Consider the following 16,828-nt stretch of genomic DNA (forward strand, 5'->3'; position numbering starts at 1 on the left):
GAACCTTGTCAGCAACCTGAGAAGTCGGTAACGCGACCTTCTTCAGATTGATGACAAAGGCTAGATGGGAGCGCATGCAGCGTCCCTACATGTTACATGCGTTCGACGGTTTCGATCCCGAGCGTATCCAGACCGGCTTTCAACGTTTTGGCGGTCAGCAGAGCCAACTTCAGGCGGCTCTGACGGGCCTCTTCGCTTTCGGCGTTGAGGATCTGGCAATGCTCGTAGAAGCCAGAGAACAGCCCCGCCAGGTCATACAGATAGGTACACATCACGTGCGGCGTACCTTCACGGGCGACCACGGTGAGGGTTTCTTCGAACTGTAGCAGGCGAGTTGCCAGCGCGACTTCACGCTCTTCGGTCATCACCAAAGGCAGCGTCAGGTTGCTTTCGTCCACACCAGCACGCTTGAACACCGAGGCGACGCGGGTATAGGCATATTGCATATACGGCGCAGTGTTGCCCTCGAAGGTCAGCATGTTATCCCAATCGAAGATGTAGTCCGTGGTACGGCTTTTCGACAGATCGGCATATTTCACTGCACCGATGCCGACCGCGTTAGCCACGTTCTGCATTTCGTCGGCAGGCATATCCGGGTTCTTCTCGGCAATCAGTTTGCTGGCGCGTTCAACGGCTTCATCCAGCAGATCGGAGAGTTTGATGGTGCCGCCTGAACGGGTCTTGAACGGCTTGCCGTCTTTCCCCAGCATCATGCCGAACATGTGGTGTTCCAGCGAGACGGAGTCTGGCACGTAACCTGCTTTGCGCACGATAGTCCAGGCTTGCATCAGATGCTGATGCTGGCGCGAGTCGATGTAATAGAGAACACGATCGGCACCCAGGGTCTCGAAACGGTATTTGGCGCAGGCGATATCGGTAGTGGTATACAGGTAACCGCCATCTTTCTTCTGGATGATGACACCCATCGGATCGCCGTCTTTATTCTTGTACTCGTCCAGAAACACCACGGTGGCGCCTTCGCTTTCTACCGCCAGGCCTTTCGCCTTGAGATCGGCAACGATGCCCGGCAGCATGGCGTTGTACAGGCTTTCGCCCATGACGTCATCTTCGGTCAGGGTGACATTCAGACGGTTATAGGTCAGTTGGTTCTGCGCCATGGTGATGTCCACCAGCTTGCGCCACATCTTCAGGCAGTATTCGTCGCCGCCTTGCAGTTTGACCACGTAACCACGGGCGCGCAGAGCGAAATCTTCGTCTTCGTCGTAGTTTTTCTTGGCTTCGCGGTAAAATTGCTCCAGATCCGACAGCCCCATATCGCTGGCGTGCTCGTTTTGCATCTTTTCCAGGTAGGCGATCAGCATGCCGAACTGGGTACCCCAGTCGCCCACATGGTTGGCGCGCACCACTTTATGGCCCAGGAATTCCTGAGTACGGGCAGCAGCATCGCCAATAATGGTGGAGCGCAGGTGGCCCACGTGCATTTCTTTCGCTACGTTGGGCGCAGAATAGTCGATCACGATGGTTTGCGGCTTAACGGGGGCAATGCCCAGCTTAGCTGCGGCCAGGGTGGCATCGGCCTGGCGGGCAACCCATTCGCTGTTCAGGAAGATATTGATAAAGCCCGGGCCGGCAATTTCCACTTTGCTGCTGATGTCACCCAGGTCAAGCAGTTGCACGACTTTCTCTGCCAGTTGTCGTGGCGGCATACCAAGATTTTTGGCAACGGACATCACGCCGTTGGCCTGATAGTCACCAAACTGTGCTTTCGCGGACTGACGAACCTGAGCTTCGCAATCGGCAGGTGCGCCTGCGGCAATCAGCGCCTGGCTGACCTTATCTGATAGAAGAGCCTGAATATTCACCGGGTTACCTTAAATGACAAACGAGGGCCGTGCAGTACGCCCTCCGGATCAAAAGGTGGTTTTACTCTGTTGGCCTGCAAAACGCCTTGGCGCACAACTTGCAGTCCAGCAGGGACGACGCCGCACATTGCAGGCGACGCTCAACCACAAAACAGCCTGCAATTGTAACCGATTGACAGCACCGCGTCAGTAGTTGACGCGGGCTGGCATGGTGAAAGATAGGGAAAAGTGAAGACCAAAAAGGTAAGTAGGTGAATCAAACCGTTCGCTGTCATGGGTTTGATGGGAACGGATTAATGGAGGCTTTAACGCTTTTTATTGCCTCGGCCAGAGCGTAACACACTATTCTGGCGAGTTTTGAAATGGCGATAAATCGCGTAGCCAGCAATGGCTATTAAAACAAGGGATATACCTAACAGGGTCATGTTTATTTATCCAAAATCAAATGCTCTCCTAACCTAACTTATTAACGTCACCTAATCAATTATAAGAATGCTGTTTAGGACTGTTCGCATGATTATCTTTTTTTGATAATAAAAACATTATGTTACATCGATGTTTGAGTGGGGTGTAAATTTAATTTCAAGCGATTTTTATACATTGGCCTTGAGAAAGAGTAAAACGACAAATCGTTAGGGAAACTTAAGGGTTTTAATGGTGGCTTAATTAAACATGATATAAGATGATTCTTGATTATTTCTTGCTCCATGAAGGATAGTTCGGTCTAAAATAGGCACCAGCGCAAAAGTGGCAACATTATGTTCATCCAATAGGTTTTTATTCTCTGAACCATAGCCTCCAGGCGATTCGACGTGTAGATTATTGGCCTGCCAAAGATCCTGGAGAGCCTGAGAAACTTATGACTAGCTTGTCATCGATCGCTGAACTTAACGACCTGACGCTGGATTTGCCTCGCTTTGAACTGGCGCTGGAACAATTTGCACAACGGCTCCATCTTGAGCTGGTAAAATTCAGCGCAGACCATATCTCGCTGCGTTGCCATCAGAACAGCACCGCCGATCGTTGGCGGCAGGGGTTGCTGCAATGCGGATCGCTGCTTTCGGAAACGATGATTAACGGCAGGCCGATTTGCCTGTTTGATCTCCATGAACCACTGAAGGTTGGCCCTTGGCAGATTGATTGTATCGAGCTGCCATACCCAGGTGAGAAGCGCTATCCGCATGAAGGATGGGAACATGTAGAGCTGGTGCTAAGCGGCGATCCCGCTACCCTGTATGCCCGCGCCCTGGAACATCTGGCGGACGAAGCCTTGCTGCTACCTGGCATCAAACTCAAGCAGAGCTCACCTAAAGGTGAGGGCGAGCGCCTGGCCAATCCGACCTTGGCGATCACCGATGGCAATGTCACCATCAAATTCCATCCGCATCATATTCGTGACATCGTGGCCAGTGAACGGGTGAAACAGTAGCCTGTCTTTCGTTGCCTGTTCCGAATGGAGGGTTAGGGGAAAAAATGATGCGTTCGCGTTATTTATCAGACTTAACGCCGCCACTGTGACTGCGATCGATCCATTCATCAAAATTGAGTGCCATAGTTAGCACCTTGTGCCGTTAAGACTTTTATCAGATTGTCATCCTATGGCCTATAGGGCGGCGGATAAAACGTTTGCTGTAGCATTTTTGACCGTTATCTGGGGGTAACAATAATGAAGCTGGAAGTTTGTTGCTATAGCGTCGACTGTGCCATGACAGCAGAACATGCGGGCGCTGACCGCATAGAATTGTGTGCCAGCCAGAGTGAGGGCGGGTTGACGCCGAGCTTTGGATCGTTGCGACTGGCTCGGGAGCGGGTAACGATACCCGTTCATCCAATAGTGCGACCGCGCGGGGGCGATTTCTGTTACAGCTCCGTCGATTTCGAGATTATGAAGAACGACGTGGCGCAAATCCGCGAGATGGGTTTTGCCGGTGTGGTTATCGGCATGTTGGACGACGAAGGGCATATCGATCTTGCCCGGATGCGCGAGGTGATGAAATTAAGCGGTGATATGGCGGTGACCTTCCATCGCGCGTTCGATATGTGTCATAACCCGATGGTGGCGCTGGAACAACTGACGCAGCTCGGCGTGGCACGCATTTTGACCTCTGGGCAGCAGCAGAATGCCGAGTTGGGCTTGCCGCTCTTGCGCGACTTGGTGCATGCCAGCAAGGGGCCGGTGATCATGGCCGGTGCAGGTGTCCGTTTGAGCAATATGCACAAGTTTGTGGATATCGGTATTCAGGAATTGCACAGCTCGGCCGGGCATACTGTGCCTTCCACCATGCGTTACCGCAAGGCGGGTGTCACCATGTGTGCAGATAATGAGTTTGACGAATTCAGCCACTACTGCGTGGATGGTGAAACGGTCGAGGCGATGAAGAACGCGTTGGCCATGCTGACTCCTGCCTAGTGAGATCGTAGGGGGCAGCATGCTGAGACCGTTTAGCACTGGCCCAACGTTGTGAGCCCTGTTTGAAGCCCCGAATATTCGGGGCTTTTTGCTTCTGTGCGCAAAAAAAGCCCTGAACAGGGTAGAGGTGCTCAGGGCAAACAGGTTCAATACTTCTCTGGTGTTGGCGCGATACCAACACTTTAACTCTAGTTAACGATGAGCCACTGCCTTAAGTTTAAATATTGATAAAATGTAACTGGCAGCGGTGGCTTATCGCAGGCTCTCCAGCCAGTGAAAAATGGCCGAGAGCATTTGCACGGTGCCCCCGATATTGAATATGACGGCGATCCATATGCCGGTCATGATGGTAAGCAATGCCATCAACAGTCTGTCAACGCCTCGCATTAACCATCCTTATGAATATGTTGAATTTTGTCCAGACTACCACACCAGAGAAAGCGTTCAATCCTGAACGCTGGGCCCCGATTGGATTTCCCCGCGATTGTATTGCCAACGCTGACACACATGGCAGCCAGCGACACTTAGCCGTCGAGACGATACCGTTTGTTGGTGCTGGTGCTCAAGCCGCACGAAACAAGATCAACCGCTTTTGGTCAGGAGGATACATGAGAGTTTATGTTGTGTGGTTAATGCTGGTTTGTTGTTCATTATCGGGCTGTGTTGCGGCCTATTATCGTTAACGGAGGAGGGGGAGATGCGTTATTTACTGATCGTTGGGCTTGTCATGTCGTTAACGGCTTGCGCCACGCTGTATTACAGGTGAACGATGAGATATTTTATTTTTTTGCTGGCGTTGGCATTGAGTGGCTGTGTTTCGGTGTATGGCCCAACTAAAACCGGTAACCAGCCCGGCAGTGCGGCTGAAACTGCCGCTGGCGAGCCGACTGCTGGTGCGAAGCCCACCTTGATAGGCAACCGTAAGCCGGATGAGTTGTTAACCCGTGCCGAGGCAATTTTTGCGCAGAAAGGGTTAAAGGCCACCGTTGTCGACCCGCATTTGGGGATCGTTGGCACGACGGGCAATGATGCCGAGCTGGCCAGCCTGTATCTGATTTGTTCAGACCAGCCGGGGCCGTCTAATCTGAATGTTACCTACCGGATCCTGGTGCAGATTTTTAGCGCTGGAGAAGGGACTAACGTGATGGTGCAAGTCAATGGCGTTGCGGGGCTAGTGGCGGGAGATGGCAACGACAAGGTCAAGCCTTTCGAGTGTTCATCCAGCGGAGTGTTTGAAAAGGATCTGCTACAGGCTTTGAGAAAATAGCAAGGCAACTAAAAGGGCGTAGCATTGCTACGCCCCTACATAGTGAGTTGATTAAGGCTTACGGTTTTTTGGCGATCAGCACGGCGCGGATCGGTGCCGGGTAACCTTCAACCGTTTTGGTTGGATCTTTGGGATCGAGAAACTCGGCCAGTGACTCGCTGGTCATCCAGTCGGTGCGGCGCTGCTCTTCGGTGCTGGTTGGGCAGATATCGGCAATCCTGACGTCCACAAATCCGCATTTCTCCAGCCAGCACTTCAGCGCTTCGGCAGACGGAATAAAGTAGACGTTACGCATCTGTGCGTAGCGGTCGCCCGGCACCAATACCTGATGACGATCGCCTGGTACAACCAGCGTTTCCAACACCAGTTCGCCCTCGGAGACCAGCTGGTTTTTCAACTGATACAGGTGATCCAACGGGGAGCGGCGGTGATAAAGCACGCCCATCGAGAAAACGGTGTCGAACGCGGCCAGCTCGGGCAGTTGTTCAATACCCAACGGCAACACATGGGCGCGTTGATCGCCTCCCAGCAGTTTACGTACCGCTTCAAACTGGCACAGGAACAGCTGCATCGGATCGATACCGACCGCCAGATGCGCTCCGGCACCGACCATGCGCCACAGATGGTAACCGCTGCCGCAACCCACATCCAGAATGGTACGGCCAGCCAGCGGAGAAATATGCGGTAGCACCCGATCCCACTTCCAGTCGGAGTGCCATTCGGTATCGATATCGATGCCGTAAAGTGAGAAAGGCCCTTTGCGCCACGGCATCAACGTACGCAGCATTTTCTCGATGCCTTCGAGCTGGCCAGGTGACAGCGGTTGCTCCATCCCGGCACGCACGCCATGCAATAAATCCAACTGCGTCGGCGTGAGGGAAGGTAGATGTTCTACCGAATTGAACCACTGCTTGAACTTGCCATGCAGCGATTCACGCTGCCAGGCGGTGATTTGTGCCGGCAGCGTATTCAGCCAGTGGCTCAGTGGGCTTTTGGCGATGCGCTGGTAGAAGTCTCCAAACTCGATCATGCGGTTTCTCCTGATTTCAGGGCGATCAACGAGCCGAAGTTGAAACATTGGAACCAGACTTCTGCATGTTCAAAACCGGCTTGCCGGAGGCGCGCTTTATGCGCTTCGACCGAATCGGTCAGCATCACGTTTTCCAACATGCTGCGTTTTTGGCTGATTTCCAATTCGCTGTAGCCGTTGGCTCGTTTGAAGTCGTGGTGCATGTTGAACAACAGTTCACCGACGTCCGTATCCTCAAAGCTGAATTTCTCTGACAGCACCAAGGCGCCGCCCGGACGTAGCCCGCGATAAACCTGTTCGAGCAGGCGTAGCCGATCGGCCGGTTCAAGAAACTGTAGGGTGAAGTTCAGCACCACCATTGAGGCGTTTTCGATGGTAATGTCTAAAATGTCCGCCTCAATGACGTCGACCGGCGTATCAGCGCGAAACGCATCAAGATGGCGGCGGCAGCGCTCTACCATCGCGGGGGAATTATCGACCGCAATAATCTGACAACCTTCGACGCTGATGTTCCTGCGCATCGATAGCGTGGCCGCGCCGAGCGAGCACCCCAGGTCATACACCCGGCTGTGTGGCTGGACAAAACGTTCGGCCAGCATGCCAATCATCGAAATGATATTGGAGTAGCCCGGAACGGAACGCTGGATCATGTCTGGGAAGACTTCAGCAACGCGCTCGTCGAAGGTCCAGTCGCCCAGTTTGGCGATCGGGGCGGAAAAAAGAGTATCGCGGTTTGGCATAGCGGCAAATCAGGTCAGAATTCGAAGGGGCGTATACTAACAGAAAAGCGGCGCAGGCAGAAGCAGGCGGCGTGGCCGCCTGAGCAGAGGGGATATCAGTGCAAACTGAAGATAATGTCCCACGGCAGATAAACGATGTTGGCTATCACCATCAGTATCAGAGAAATATAAGTAGCCGCCATACCCGAACGGCGCCAGCGGACTTCACGGTTACGTAAACCGTAGTAGTGAACCAGCCTGCCTGCCATCAGCAGCAAACCACACAGATGCACCATCCAGACTTCAGCACCGTTCATCTCCATGATCACCAACAGGATGGCGGCGATCGGGATGTACTCCACGGCGTTACCGTGCACGCGGATCGCGGTTTGCAGCTCATAGAACCCGCCGTCACCATAGGCGACCCGGTACTGCATTCTCAACCTGACCACGTCATAAGAGAGTTTGATCAACAACAATGCGCCAAGCACCACATAGAGCGCGCTTACCATTCTTAACTCCATTCGTAACCAAATCTGGCAACGAGCATCATAACTGCCATCATCGCGACTGTCGCGAGGAAATATCCTATGGGACCCATCAGATTAATAGGTTAAAACAAGGCTTCTTGCTCTGGCCAGCCCGGAGGCATCGATAAATTCGGAATTATGCCGTATAGCCCTTGCCAGATTTTCTGTGCCTGCTGCGGTGAATCGCTGTTATCTGGCGTGTGAATAAACAGGTAAGGCTGATGTTGTTGCGCCCAGTCAGGCAGCCTCTGTTGCCAGGACTCAAACCAGCGCTGATTGTCCGCCAGCACGTCACCGCCGATAAAGCGGATCAACGGGTTGTTGGCCGTTACCACTGCATGTACCGGCAGCTTGGGCTTTTTCTGTTGTGCATCGCGGATCGCCGGGCTGTGTGGTTTTGCATGGTGCAGCGGGCGGCTATCGAGGATGGTGCGGTTAATGCCGCGTTGGTGCAAGCCCTGGTTCAGTTGGCGTTCTGCGTCACCCTTGGCGAAAAATTCCAGATGGCGGACCTCGACTCCGTAGGTAAACTCCGGCGGTAAGGCATCAAGAAAAGCCCATAGAATGCCCAGATGCTCGGGTGCAAAGGCGGCGGGCAACTGCAACCACAGCTGTCCGATACGCCCTTCAAGGGGGCGCAGGCAATCATAAAACGCCTTGATATCGGCTTCACAGCCGCGCAGTGCTGCTTTATGGCTGATCGCTGACGGGAATTTAAAGCAAAAACGGAAATCATCGCCGGTCATATCGCGCCAGCGATGGACAATTTCCGCCTTGGGCAACGCGTAGAAGGTGGTGTTACCTTCCACGCAGTTGAAGTAGCGGCTGTAGTCCGCCAGATCGCGCAGGCCGATGCGGTTCCAGGCCGGATGTTGCCATTGCGGTAGTCCAATATAAATCAACGGTCATCTTCCCTGCTTTACATTTTGGCAACAACGTTAACGTTATCTGCGCCGCCTTTCAAGTTACGCCGGGCTTATAGCGCCGCAAGGATTTCACTGGTGCTACGCACACGGGCAATACGCGGGAAGATATTATCGAAGGCGAATTGGTGCATCTCGGCGCTGTAGGTGCTGCACATGTCTTCGGCGATCACCAACTCGTAGCCATGTTCCCAGGCTGCGCGAGCGGTAGACTCCACGCCAATATTGGTGGCGATACCGCCCAATACCACCGACTTGATACCCCGACGGCGCAGTTGCAGGTCCAGATCGGTGCCATAGAATGCGCCCCATTGACGTTTGGTGATCAACACATCGCTGTCTTGTACCGCCAGCGCTTCGGGGAATTCCCACCAGGACGCTGGCAGCCCGCCGACCGGAGACGGGGAAGGTTTATCTACCGGTTGCTTGAGCGCTTCGGCAAAGGAATCAGACCAGCCGACGCGCACCAGAAACACGGGGGCATTCAGCGCGCGAAAGCGTCCTGCCAGATGGGCCGCATGGGTGACGACTTGGCTGGCACTGTGCGGGCCAGCGGCGTAAGGTAAAATACCGTGTTGCAGATCGATCAGGACCAGGGCGGTGGTTTGTGCATCAAGTTTCAGCATTGGGAGCGTCTCAGGGTTAAAGTGGATTTAAGGTTGTGCTACTGGCATTTGAAAGACGACGGGTATACAGGCTACGTGATAAAACTGCTGCTGGTTAATGGGAAATTTGTTAACCGATGTGTTGTTTGCTACTGATAGATGCGATTTAGCGTTGCAACAATGCCGTGTTCGCTCTTATCTGGCGCATGAATTTCCTTTATAATGGCCGCCTTTTTTCACCAATCTTTAATCCAGCGATCTATGCCGATTTATGAATATGCATGTGGCTCATGCCAACATCGATTAGAGAAACTACAAAAATTTTCCGACGCGCCGTTGACTCAATGCCCGGCGTGTGGGCAGCCCGCACTGACCAAGTTGATCTCTGCCAGCGGTTTCCAGTTAAAGGGCACCGGCTGGTATGCAACAGACTTCAAACCGGGTGATAAATAACAATTCGTCAGATAACAGCCGTGCGGAAACAGCAACTGCTGCCAACCTCCGGCGGAATCGGCTTAAGTCAAAAGGATAGCGTATGCGTACTGAATATTGCGGGCAGTTGAATCTGGCCCACGTCGGCCAGGAAGTCACTTTGTGTGGTTGGGTCAACCGCCGCCGCGATCTGGGTGGCCTGATCTTTATTGATATGCGTGACCGCGAAGGCATCGTGCAGGTGTTCTTCGATCCGGATCAGAAAGCGGCCTTCGACAAAGCCTTCGAACTGCGTAACGAGTTCTGCATCCAGATCGTCGGTACCGTGCGTGCGCGCCCGGAAAGTCAGGCCAACAAGGATATGGCGACTGGCGAAGTTGAGGTGTTTGCTCACGCGCTGGAGATCATCAACCGCTCCGAACCGCTGCCGTTGGACTCGAACCAGACCAACAGCGAAGAAGCGCGTCTGAAATATCGCTACCTGGATCTGCGTCGCCCGGAAATGGCCGACCGCCTGAAAACCCGTGCCAAGATCACCAGCTTTGTGCGCCGCTTTATGGACAGCCACGGTTTCCTGGATATCGAAACCCCCATGCTGACCAAAGCCACGCCGGAAGGTGCCCGTGACTATCTGGTACCAAGCCGCGTACATAAAGGTAAGTTCTACGCGTTGCCGCAGTCCCCACAGTTGTTCAAACAGCTGCTGATGATGTCTGGCTTCGACCGTTACTACCAGATCGTCAAGTGCTTCCGTGACGAAGACTTGCGCGCCGATCGCCAGCCGGAATTCACCCAGATCGACGTGGAAACCTCTTTCATGAGCGCCGAGCAGGTGCGTGAAGTGATGGAGCAACTGGTGCATGAGCTGTGGCTGGACGTGAAGGGCGTCGATCTGGGTAAATTCCCGATCATGACCTTTGCCGAAGCGATGCGCCGTTACGGTTCCGATAAGCCAGACCTGCGTAACCCGCTGGAGCTGGTGGACGTTGCCGACTTGGTCAAAGACGTTGAGTTCAAAGTATTCTCTGGCCCGGCGAACGATGCCAAAGGCCGCGTGGCCGCGATTTGTGTTCCGGGTGGCGCACAGCTGACCCGTAAGCAGATCGACGAATACGGCGCTTTCGTTAATATCTACGGTGCCAAAGGTTTGGCATGGCTGAAGGTTAACGATCGTGCTGCGGGTATGGAAGGCGTGCAAAGCCCGATTGCCAAATTCCTCAGTGCCGAAGTGCTGGAAGCGATCCTGGCGCGCACCAATGCGCAAACCGGCGACATTCTGTTCTTCGGTGCCGACAGCTTTAAAATCGTTACCGACGCCATGGGCGCGCTGCGCTTGAAAATCGGCCGCGATCTTGGCCTGACCAAGCTCGACAGCTGGGCACCGCTGTGGGTGGTCGATTTCCCAATGTTCGAAGAGGACGGCGAGGGTGGCCTGGCGGCGATGCACCATCCGTTTACCGCACCGCGCGATATGAGCCCGGAAGAGCTGCAAAAAGATCCTACCTCAGCTATCGCCAATGCCTACGATATGGTGCTGAACGGCTATGAAGTGGGTGGCGGTTCCGTGCGTATTCACCGCAGTGAAATGCAGCAAACCGTCTTCGGCATCCTTGGCATCAATGAGCAAGAACAACGCGAGAAGTTCGGCTTCCTGCTGGATGCGCTGAAGTACGGTACGCCTCCGCACGCCGGTTTGGCCTTCGGTCTGGATCGTCTGGTGATGTTGGTGACCGGTACCGAGAACATCCGTGACGTTATCGCCTTCCCGAAAACCACCGCGGCGGCCTGTCTGATGACCGATGCACCAAGCTTCGCGAATCCGGCTTCGTTGCAGGAGCTGGCGATCAGCGTAGTGAAGAAAGCCTCAGCCGAACAAGAGAGCGAGTGATGAATTACAAGCGGCCCGAGTCTATTCTGGTGGTGATTTATGCAAAATCCAGTGGCCGGGTGCTGATGTTACAGCGGCGTGATGATACGGAGTTCTGGCAGTCGGTGACCGGCAGCCTTGAGGACGCCGAATCGCCGCCGCATGCCGCACAGCGCGAAGTCATGGAAGAGATTGGCATCGATATCGCAGCAGAGGGGCTGCCGTTGGTCGATTGCCAGCGCTGTGTGGAATTTGAACTCTTTGTCCATTTGCGACACCGCTATGCGCCGGGAACCACGCGTAATAAAGAGCACTGGTTCTGTCTGGCGTTACCTGATGAGCGCGATCCGGTCTTGACCGAACATCATGCTTACCAATGGCTTGAGGCGTCCGAGGCGGTCAAACTGACCAAGTCCTGGAGTAATCAGCAGGCGATTGAAGAGTTTGTGATCCATTCTGTCCAGTAGTTCTTTTTGGAGATATTTTTTATGGCAGGTCATAGTAAATGGGCCAACACCAAACACCGCAAAGCTGCACAAGATTCCAAACGCGGTAAGATTTTCACCAAAATTATCCGTGAGTTGGTGACTGCCGCCAAATTGGGCGGCGGCGATCCGGGTTCGAACCCGCGTCTGCGTGCGGCTATCGATAAAGCGCTGTCAAACAACATGACGCGCGATACCCTGAACCGTGCTATCGCCCGTGGCGTAGGCGGCGATGATGATACCAATATGGAAACCATCATCTATGAAGGTTACGGCCCTGGCGGCACCGCGGTAATGATCGAGTGCCTGAGCGACAACCGTAACCGTACCGTGGCAGAAGTGCGCCATGCCTTCACCAAGTGTGGTGGCAACCTGGGTACCGACGGTTCCGTGGCCTATCTGTTCACCAAAAAAGGCGTGATCACCTATGCACCGGGTCTGGATGAAGACACAGTGATGGAAGCCGCGCTGGAAGCGGGTGCCGAAGATATCCAGACCTATGACGATGGTGCCATTGACGTCTTCACCGCCTGGGAAAATCTGGGTGAAGTGAAAGACGCGTTGACCGCCGCAGGTTTTGAAGCAGACTCGGCCGAGGTTTCCATGATCCCGTCCACCAAAGCGGATATGGATGCGGAAACTGCGCCTAAGTTACTGCGCTTGATCGACATGCTGGAAGACTGTGACGACGTGCAGGAGGTTTACCATAACGGTGAGATCTCCGACGAGATCGCTGCAACGTTGTAATGCAGGTGAATGATGGCGTTGCCAACCGGCAACGCCAGGCAACAATCAATGCAGGGTGGTGGTAGCAATGGCGATCATACTGGGTATCGATCCCGGCTCGCGCGTCACCGGCTATGGCCTGATCCGCCAGCAGGGCCGCCAACTGACCTATGTTGCCAGCGGTTGTATTCGTACCGTGGTGGATGATATGCCAACGCGCCTGAAGCTGATTTATGCCGGCGTGAGCGAAATCATCACCCAGTTTCAACCGGACTTCTTTGCCATCGAACAGGTGTTTATGGCCAAGAACCCGGACTCGGCGCTTAAGCTGGGGCAGGCGCGGGGCGTGGCGATCGTTGCCGCCGTCAATCAAAACCTGGAAGTGTTCGAGTACGCGGCGCGCCAGGTGAAACAGACGGTGGTCGGTACCGGTGCGGCAGAAAAGTCTCAGGTGCAGCATATGGTTCGCTCATTGCTGAAGCTGTCTGCTAATCCACAGGCGGATGCTGCGGATGCGTTGGCTATCGCCATTACCCACTGCCATCTCAGCCAGAACGTGCTGCGCATGAGTGAAGGGCGGTTGAATCTGGCGCGCGGGCGTTTGCGTTAGGGATCTGTAACGTAAGGGCGCCGCATGCTGCGCCTGACGAGGCATGGCCGTTTTGTTATCAATCGGAGGCTGGATATTCATCCAGCCTTTTTTATGGTATAAGCTGTATCAATACTGCGTGGCAGTGCGCCACGTACAGGGATCCATTCAGGAGGGGTAATGATAGGTCGTCTCAGAGGAATTATTCTGGAAAAGCAGCCACCGCTGGTGTTACTTGAAACCAATGGCGTCGGGTATGAAGTGCATATGCCGATGACCTGCTTTTACGAGCTGCCGGAGCTGGGGCAAGAGGCTATCGTGTTTACCCAATTCGTGGTGCGTGAAGATGCACAGCTGCTGTATGGGTTCAATGATAAGCAAGAGCGAGCGCTGTTCCGTGAGCTGATTAAAGTGAATGGCGTAGGGCCAAAACTGGCGCTAGCGATCCTTTCAGGCATGTCCGCCCAGCAGTTTGTCAGCGCGGTAGAACGTGAAGAGATCACTACATTGATCAAATTGCCAGGCGTGGGTAAGAAAACTGCCGAGCGTCTGGTCGTCGAAATGAAAGACCGCTTCAAAGGTCTGAACGGCGATCTGTTCAACAACAGCAGCGAAATTCCCCTGCCGGCCAGTGCGGCCAAAGCGGCGGAGATGGATATTGAAGCCGAAGCGGCCTCTGCGCTGGTGGCCTTGGGCTATAAGCCACAGGAAGCCAGCCGGATGGTCAGCAAGGTTGCCAAGCCGGGTGCGGATTGCGAGGCATTAATCCGCGAAGCATTACGTGCCGCACTGTAGGCCGGAAAGGGGTAGACCATGATTGAAGCCGACCGCCTGATCTCTGCCGAGCCGTTCAATGAAGAAGAGGTGCTGGATCGCGCGATCCGTCCTAAGCTGCTGACGGAGTACGTTGGCCAGCCGCACGTGCGTGAGCAGATGGAAATCTTTATTCAGGCTGCCAAGCAGCGCGGCGATGCATTGGACCATCTATTGATCTTCGGGCCACCAGGGTTGGGTAAAACCACCTTGGCCAACATCGTGGCCAATGAGATGGGCGTTAACTTGCGTACCACTTCTGGTCCGGTGCTGGAGAAGGCTGGGGATCTGGCGGCAATGCTGACCAACCTGGAGCCCCATGACGTCCTGTTTATCGACGAAATCCACCGTCTTTCGCCGGTAGTGGAAGAGATCCTGTATCCAGCGATGGAAGACTATCAGTTGGATATCATGATCGGTGAAGGCCCGGCGGCGCGCTCGATCAAGCTCGACCTGCCACCGTTCACCCTGGTTGGAGCCACCACGCGGGCCGGTTCCTTGACCTCGCCATTACGCGATCGCTTCGGCATCGTGCAGCGTTTAGAGTTCTATCAGGTGGCCGATCTGGAGCATATCGTTTCCCGCAGTGCCAACTGCCTGGGGCTGGATCTGTCTACCGATGGGGCGCATGAAGTGGCACGTCGCGCCCGCGGTACACCGCGTATTGCCAACCGTTTGCTGCGCCGTGTGCGCGACTTTGCCGAAGTTCGTGCCAACGGGGTGATCAATGGTGAAGTGGCCATGCAGGCGTTAGATATGCTGAACGTCGATGCAGAAGGTTTCGACTACATGGACCGCAAGCTGTTGCTGGCGATCATTGACAAGTTTACCGGTGGCCCGGTGGGGTTGGATAACCTGGCGGCGGCAATTGGTGAAGAGCGTGAAACGATAGAAGACGTGATCGAACCTTTCCTGATCCAACAGGGGTTTATTCAGCGTACTCCGCGTGGTCGAATGGCGACCAATCATGCCTATAAGCACTTTGGTATCGAGCGGGAAGAGAAGTAGAAATCCAGGATTTACGCCAGGGGAGCCCCTGGCGTAATGAGATTAAGCCTGCTGCTTTTTCGACAGGCTCAGAACAAACAGCACCGCAGCGCTTAACACTACCGAAGGCCCCGCTGGCGTATCGTAAAACGCCGAGAAGGTCAGCCCACCTGTGACCGCAATTATCCCTACCAATACCGCATAACCGGCCATTTGTTCCGGAGTACGTGCAAAACGCCGTGCGGTTGCCGCCGGGATAATCAGTAGCGACGTAATAATCAGCGCGCCGACAAATTTCATGGCCAGCCCGATGGTCAATGCGGTAACCAGCATCAAGATGGTGCGTGCGCGGGGCAGGTTAACGCCATCGACATGTGCCATCTCCGGGCTGATGGTCATCGACAGCAGATCGCGCCATTGCCACCAGAGCACCAGCAGCACAATCACCACGCCGGTGCCGATCATCCAGATATCGCTGATCGTCACCGACAGCAAATCCCCAAACAGATATGCCATCAGATCTACGCGCACGTTGGACATCAGCGCGACCACCACCAGACCCAGCGATAGTGCGCTATGCGCCATAATGCCGAGCAGCGTATCGATCGATAGCTGCGGGCGGCGCTCCAGCCAAACCAGCACCATGGCCAACACCAGCGTGACGGCAATCACGGCGTAAAACGGATTGACGTCCAGCAATAAGCCGAAGGCAACGCCAAGCAGCGATGCATGTGCCAGCGTATCGCCAAAGTAAGACATCCGACGCCAGACCACAAAGGAACCCAACGGGCCCGCCGCCGCAGCCAGCAGCACACCGGCCAGCCAGCCGGGCAATAACAGTTCAATCATGCCTCACGGCCCCCGGTTTTTTTCAGCACAATTCTGCCTTGCAGGTCGTGACGGTGATTATGGTGATGGCGATAGATCGCCAACTGCTCAGCGCCCCGGTTACCGAACATGGCGATAAACTCCGGGTGCATTGACACCACTTCTGGCGTGCCGGAGCAGCAGATATGTTGGTTCAGGCACAGGACGTCGTCGGTTTTGGCCATCACCAGATGCAGGTCATGGGAAACCATCAGCACCGCGCAGCCCAGCTCTTTGCGCAATTGGTCGATCAGGTCGTATAACGCCAACTGGCCGTTAACGTCCACCCCTTGCGTGGGCTCATCCAGCACCAACAACTGCGGTTGATTCAACAGCGCTCGTGCCAGTAACACCCGTTGGTTTTCGCCGCCGGACAGTTTTTGCATAGGCTGTTCAAGCAGGTGCGCAGCCTGTACGCGTTTGAGCGCGGGCAAGATATCAGCCTTTTTTACCCCGGGTTTGAGCCGCATAAAGCGGTTGACGGTCAAGGGCAGGGTGGCATCGAGATGCAGCTTTTGCGGCACATAGCCAATGCGCAGCCCAGGCAGACGTTCCAGCGTGCCTTCCGTTGGGGCAATTAAGCCCAGCACTACGCGAACCAGCGTTGATTTGCCGGCCCCGTTAGGCCCGAGGAGCGTCAGAATCCGACCCGGTTGCAGGTTGAGAGAGATATTCGTCAGTACCCGCCGGGTACCAAAAGAAACAGAGATATTTTTTAGCGTTGCCAGTGTAGACATATCGTGATTACATTTTGC

The 16,828-nt window shown here is 54.6% G+C and carries 19 protein-coding genes; 10 read left to right on the forward strand and 9 right to left on the reverse strand.

From position 1 onward, the window contains the following. Positions 1 to 92: 92 nt before the first annotated feature. Positions 93 to 1,823, reverse strand: a complete 1,731-nt coding sequence (gene argS / locus A6U95_RS19255) for an arginine--tRNA ligase (protein ID WP_065685634.1) — start codon at positions 1,821 to 1,823, stop codon at positions 93 to 95. A gap of 859 nt (positions 1,824 to 2,682) precedes the next feature. Here argS and A6U95_RS19260 point away from each other — a divergent pair. Both A6U95_RS19260 and cutC read left to right on the forward strand, forming a co-directional pair. Further along, positions 2,683 to 3,252, forward strand: a complete 570-nt coding sequence (locus A6U95_RS19260; protein ID WP_065685635.1) for a VOC family protein — start codon at positions 2,683 to 2,685, stop codon at positions 3,250 to 3,252. 234 nt (positions 3,253 to 3,486) lie between these two features. Then, entirely contained in the window at positions 3,487 to 4,233 is a 747-nt protein-coding gene (gene cutC, locus A6U95_RS19265) for a copper homeostasis protein CutC (protein ID WP_065685636.1), read from the forward strand. Positions 4,234 to 4,485: 252 nt separating this feature from the next. On the opposite strand, the gene A6U95_RS31735 is transcribed toward cutC, so the two are convergent. Next, positions 4,486 to 4,620 (reverse strand): hypothetical protein, encoded by a 135-nt coding sequence (locus A6U95_RS31735; protein WP_256388596.1) that lies wholly within the window; start codon positions 4,618 to 4,620, stop codon positions 4,486 to 4,488. A gap of 382 nt (positions 4,621 to 5,002) precedes the next feature. Here A6U95_RS31735 and A6U95_RS19270 point away from each other — a divergent pair, with 382 nt between their 5' ends. Further along, positions 5,003 to 5,500, forward strand: coding sequence for a hypothetical protein (locus A6U95_RS19270; RefSeq protein WP_065685637.1), 498 nt, complete (start codon positions 5,003 to 5,005; stop codon positions 5,498 to 5,500). 58 nt (positions 5,501 to 5,558) lie between these two features. On the opposite strand, the gene cmoB is transcribed toward A6U95_RS19270, so the two are convergent. The 5 genes from cmoB to A6U95_RS19295 form a co-directional block, all read right to left on the reverse strand. Then, positions 5,559 to 6,530 carry a tRNA 5-methoxyuridine(34)/uridine 5-oxyacetic acid(34) synthase CmoB gene (gene cmoB / locus A6U95_RS19275; protein ID WP_065685638.1) on the reverse strand — a complete coding sequence of 324 codons (972 nt, stop codon included), beginning with the start codon at positions 6,528 to 6,530 and terminating at the stop codon, positions 5,559 to 5,561. Continuing rightward, entirely contained in the window at positions 6,527 to 7,270 is a 744-nt protein-coding gene (gene cmoA / locus A6U95_RS19280; protein WP_065685639.1) for a carboxy-S-adenosyl-L-methionine synthase CmoA, read from the reverse strand. Before cmoA ends, cmoB begins: the two co-directional genes overlap by 4 nt. A gap of 95 nt (positions 7,271 to 7,365) precedes the next feature. Then, a complete protein-coding gene (locus A6U95_RS19285) occupies positions 7,366 to 7,761 on the reverse strand; it encodes an MAPEG family protein (RefSeq protein WP_024528726.1) in 396 nt (131 codons plus the stop codon). Between the two features lie 101 nt (positions 7,762 to 7,862). Further along, positions 7,863 to 8,678 (reverse strand): DUF72 domain-containing protein, encoded by an 816-nt coding sequence (locus tag A6U95_RS19290; RefSeq protein WP_173410159.1) that lies wholly within the window; start codon positions 8,676 to 8,678, stop codon positions 7,863 to 7,865. 77 nt (positions 8,679 to 8,755) lie between these two features. Continuing rightward, the gene (locus A6U95_RS19295) at positions 8,756 to 9,328 is read right to left on the reverse strand and encodes a hydrolase (RefSeq protein WP_065685641.1); all 573 of its coding nucleotides are present in this window, start codon (positions 9,326 to 9,328) and stop codon (positions 8,756 to 8,758) included. A gap of 240 nt (positions 9,329 to 9,568) precedes the next feature. Between A6U95_RS19295 and A6U95_RS29985 the strand changes: the two genes are divergently transcribed. The 7 genes from A6U95_RS29985 (at position 9,569) to ruvB (ending at position 15,227) form a co-directional block, all read left to right on the forward strand. Continuing rightward, on the forward strand, positions 9,569 to 9,760 hold the full coding sequence (locus A6U95_RS29985) for a zinc ribbon domain-containing protein (protein WP_071683691.1): 192 nt from the start codon (positions 9,569 to 9,571) through the stop codon (positions 9,758 to 9,760). A gap of 82 nt (positions 9,761 to 9,842) precedes the next feature. Continuing rightward, on the forward strand, positions 9,843 to 11,627 hold the full coding sequence (aspS, locus tag A6U95_RS19300; RefSeq protein WP_024528729.1) for an aspartate--tRNA ligase: 1,785 nt from the start codon (positions 9,843 to 9,845) through the stop codon (positions 11,625 to 11,627). Beyond that, positions 11,627 to 12,073: a dihydroneopterin triphosphate diphosphatase gene (gene nudB, locus A6U95_RS19305; RefSeq protein WP_065685642.1), complete on the forward strand. Its 447-nt coding sequence runs from the start codon at positions 11,627 to 11,629 to the stop codon at positions 12,071 to 12,073. Before aspS ends, nudB begins: the two co-directional genes overlap by 1 nt. Positions 12,074 to 12,094: 21 nt before the next feature. Beyond that, on the forward strand, positions 12,095 to 12,838 hold the full coding sequence (locus tag A6U95_RS19310; protein WP_021181145.1) for a YebC/PmpR family DNA-binding transcriptional regulator: 744 nt from the start codon (positions 12,095 to 12,097) through the stop codon (positions 12,836 to 12,838). 67 nt (positions 12,839 to 12,905) lie between these two features. Further along, positions 12,906 to 13,427 carry a crossover junction endodeoxyribonuclease RuvC gene (ruvC, locus tag A6U95_RS19315; protein WP_021181146.1) on the forward strand — a complete coding sequence of 174 codons (522 nt, stop codon included), beginning with the start codon at positions 12,906 to 12,908 and terminating at the stop codon, positions 13,425 to 13,427. A 159-nt stretch (positions 13,428 to 13,586) separates the two neighbouring features. Next, the gene (gene ruvA, locus A6U95_RS19320) at positions 13,587 to 14,201 is read left to right on the forward strand and encodes a Holliday junction branch migration protein RuvA (RefSeq protein ID WP_021806658.1); all 615 of its coding nucleotides are present in this window, start codon (positions 13,587 to 13,589) and stop codon (positions 14,199 to 14,201) included. 18 nt (positions 14,202 to 14,219) lie between these two features. Further along, entirely contained in the window at positions 14,220 to 15,227 is a 1,008-nt protein-coding gene (gene ruvB / locus A6U95_RS19325; protein ID WP_024486543.1) for a Holliday junction branch migration DNA helicase RuvB, read from the forward strand. Positions 15,228 to 15,269: 42 nt separating this feature from the next. Here ruvB and znuB read toward each other — a convergent pair whose 3' ends face one another. Beyond that, positions 15,270 to 16,055, reverse strand: coding sequence for a zinc ABC transporter permease subunit ZnuB (gene znuB, locus A6U95_RS19330; RefSeq protein WP_065685643.1), 786 nt, complete (start codon positions 16,053 to 16,055; stop codon positions 15,270 to 15,272). Continuing rightward, positions 16,052 to 16,810: a zinc ABC transporter ATP-binding protein ZnuC gene (gene znuC / locus A6U95_RS19335; protein WP_024528731.1), complete on the reverse strand. Its 759-nt coding sequence runs from the start codon at positions 16,808 to 16,810 to the stop codon at positions 16,052 to 16,054. Before znuC ends, znuB begins: the two co-directional genes overlap by 4 nt. Between the last annotated feature and the right edge of the window lie 18 nt (positions 16,811 to 16,828).

This window comes from Serratia sp. 14-2641, assembly GCF_001692375.1.
Taxonomy (GTDB): domain Bacteria; phylum Pseudomonadota; class Gammaproteobacteria; order Enterobacterales; family Enterobacteriaceae; genus Chania; species Chania fonticola_C.

Bases quoted from the DNA above. Each gene is read 5' to 3' on its own strand.
- ruvC (WP_021181146.1), top strand. From the start codon at position 12,906: ATGGCGATCATACTGGGTATCGATCCCGGCTCGCGCGTCACCGGCTAT.
- A6U95_RS19285 (WP_024528726.1), bottom strand. From the start codon at position 7,761: ATGGTAAGCGCGCTCTATGTGGTGCTTGGCGCATTGTTGTTGATCAAA.
- cmoB (WP_065685638.1), bottom strand. From the start codon at position 6,530: ATGATCGAGTTTGGAGACTTCTACCAGCGCATCGCCAAAAGCCCACTG.
- A6U95_RS19270 (WP_065685637.1), top strand. From the start codon at position 5,003: ATGAGATATTTTATTTTTTTGCTGGCGTTGGCATTGAGTGGCTGTGTT.
- A6U95_RS19260 (WP_065685635.1), top strand. From the start codon at position 2,683: ATGACTAGCTTGTCATCGATCGCTGAACTTAACGACCTGACGCTGGAT.
- A6U95_RS19310 (WP_021181145.1), top strand. From the start codon at position 12,095: ATGGCAGGTCATAGTAAATGGGCCAACACCAAACACCGCAAAGCTGCA.
- nudB (WP_065685642.1), top strand. From the start codon at position 11,627: ATGAATTACAAGCGGCCCGAGTCTATTCTGGTGGTGATTTATGCAAAA.
- ruvA (WP_021806658.1), top strand. From the start codon at position 13,587: ATGATAGGTCGTCTCAGAGGAATTATTCTGGAAAAGCAGCCACCGCTG.
- znuC (WP_024528731.1), bottom strand. From the start codon at position 16,810: ATGTCTACACTGGCAACGCTAAAAAATATCTCTGTTTCTTTTGGTACC.
- A6U95_RS19295 (WP_065685641.1), bottom strand. From the start codon at position 9,328: ATGCTGAAACTTGATGCACAAACCACCGCCCTGGTCCTGATCGATCTG.
- ruvB (WP_024486543.1), top strand. From the start codon at position 14,220: ATGATTGAAGCCGACCGCCTGATCTCTGCCGAGCCGTTCAATGAAGAA.
- A6U95_RS31735 (WP_256388596.1), bottom strand. From the start codon at position 4,620: ATGCGAGGCGTTGACAGACTGTTGATGGCATTGCTTACCATCATGACC.
- A6U95_RS29985 (WP_071683691.1), top strand. From the start codon at position 9,569: ATGCCGATTTATGAATATGCATGTGGCTCATGCCAACATCGATTAGAG.
- cmoA (WP_065685639.1), bottom strand. From the start codon at position 7,270: ATGCCAAACCGCGATACTCTTTTTTCCGCCCCGATCGCCAAACTGGGC.
- znuB (WP_065685643.1), bottom strand. From the start codon at position 16,055: ATGATTGAACTGTTATTGCCCGGCTGGCTGGCCGGTGTGCTGCTGGCT.
- aspS (WP_024528729.1), top strand. From the start codon at position 9,843: ATGCGTACTGAATATTGCGGGCAGTTGAATCTGGCCCACGTCGGCCAG.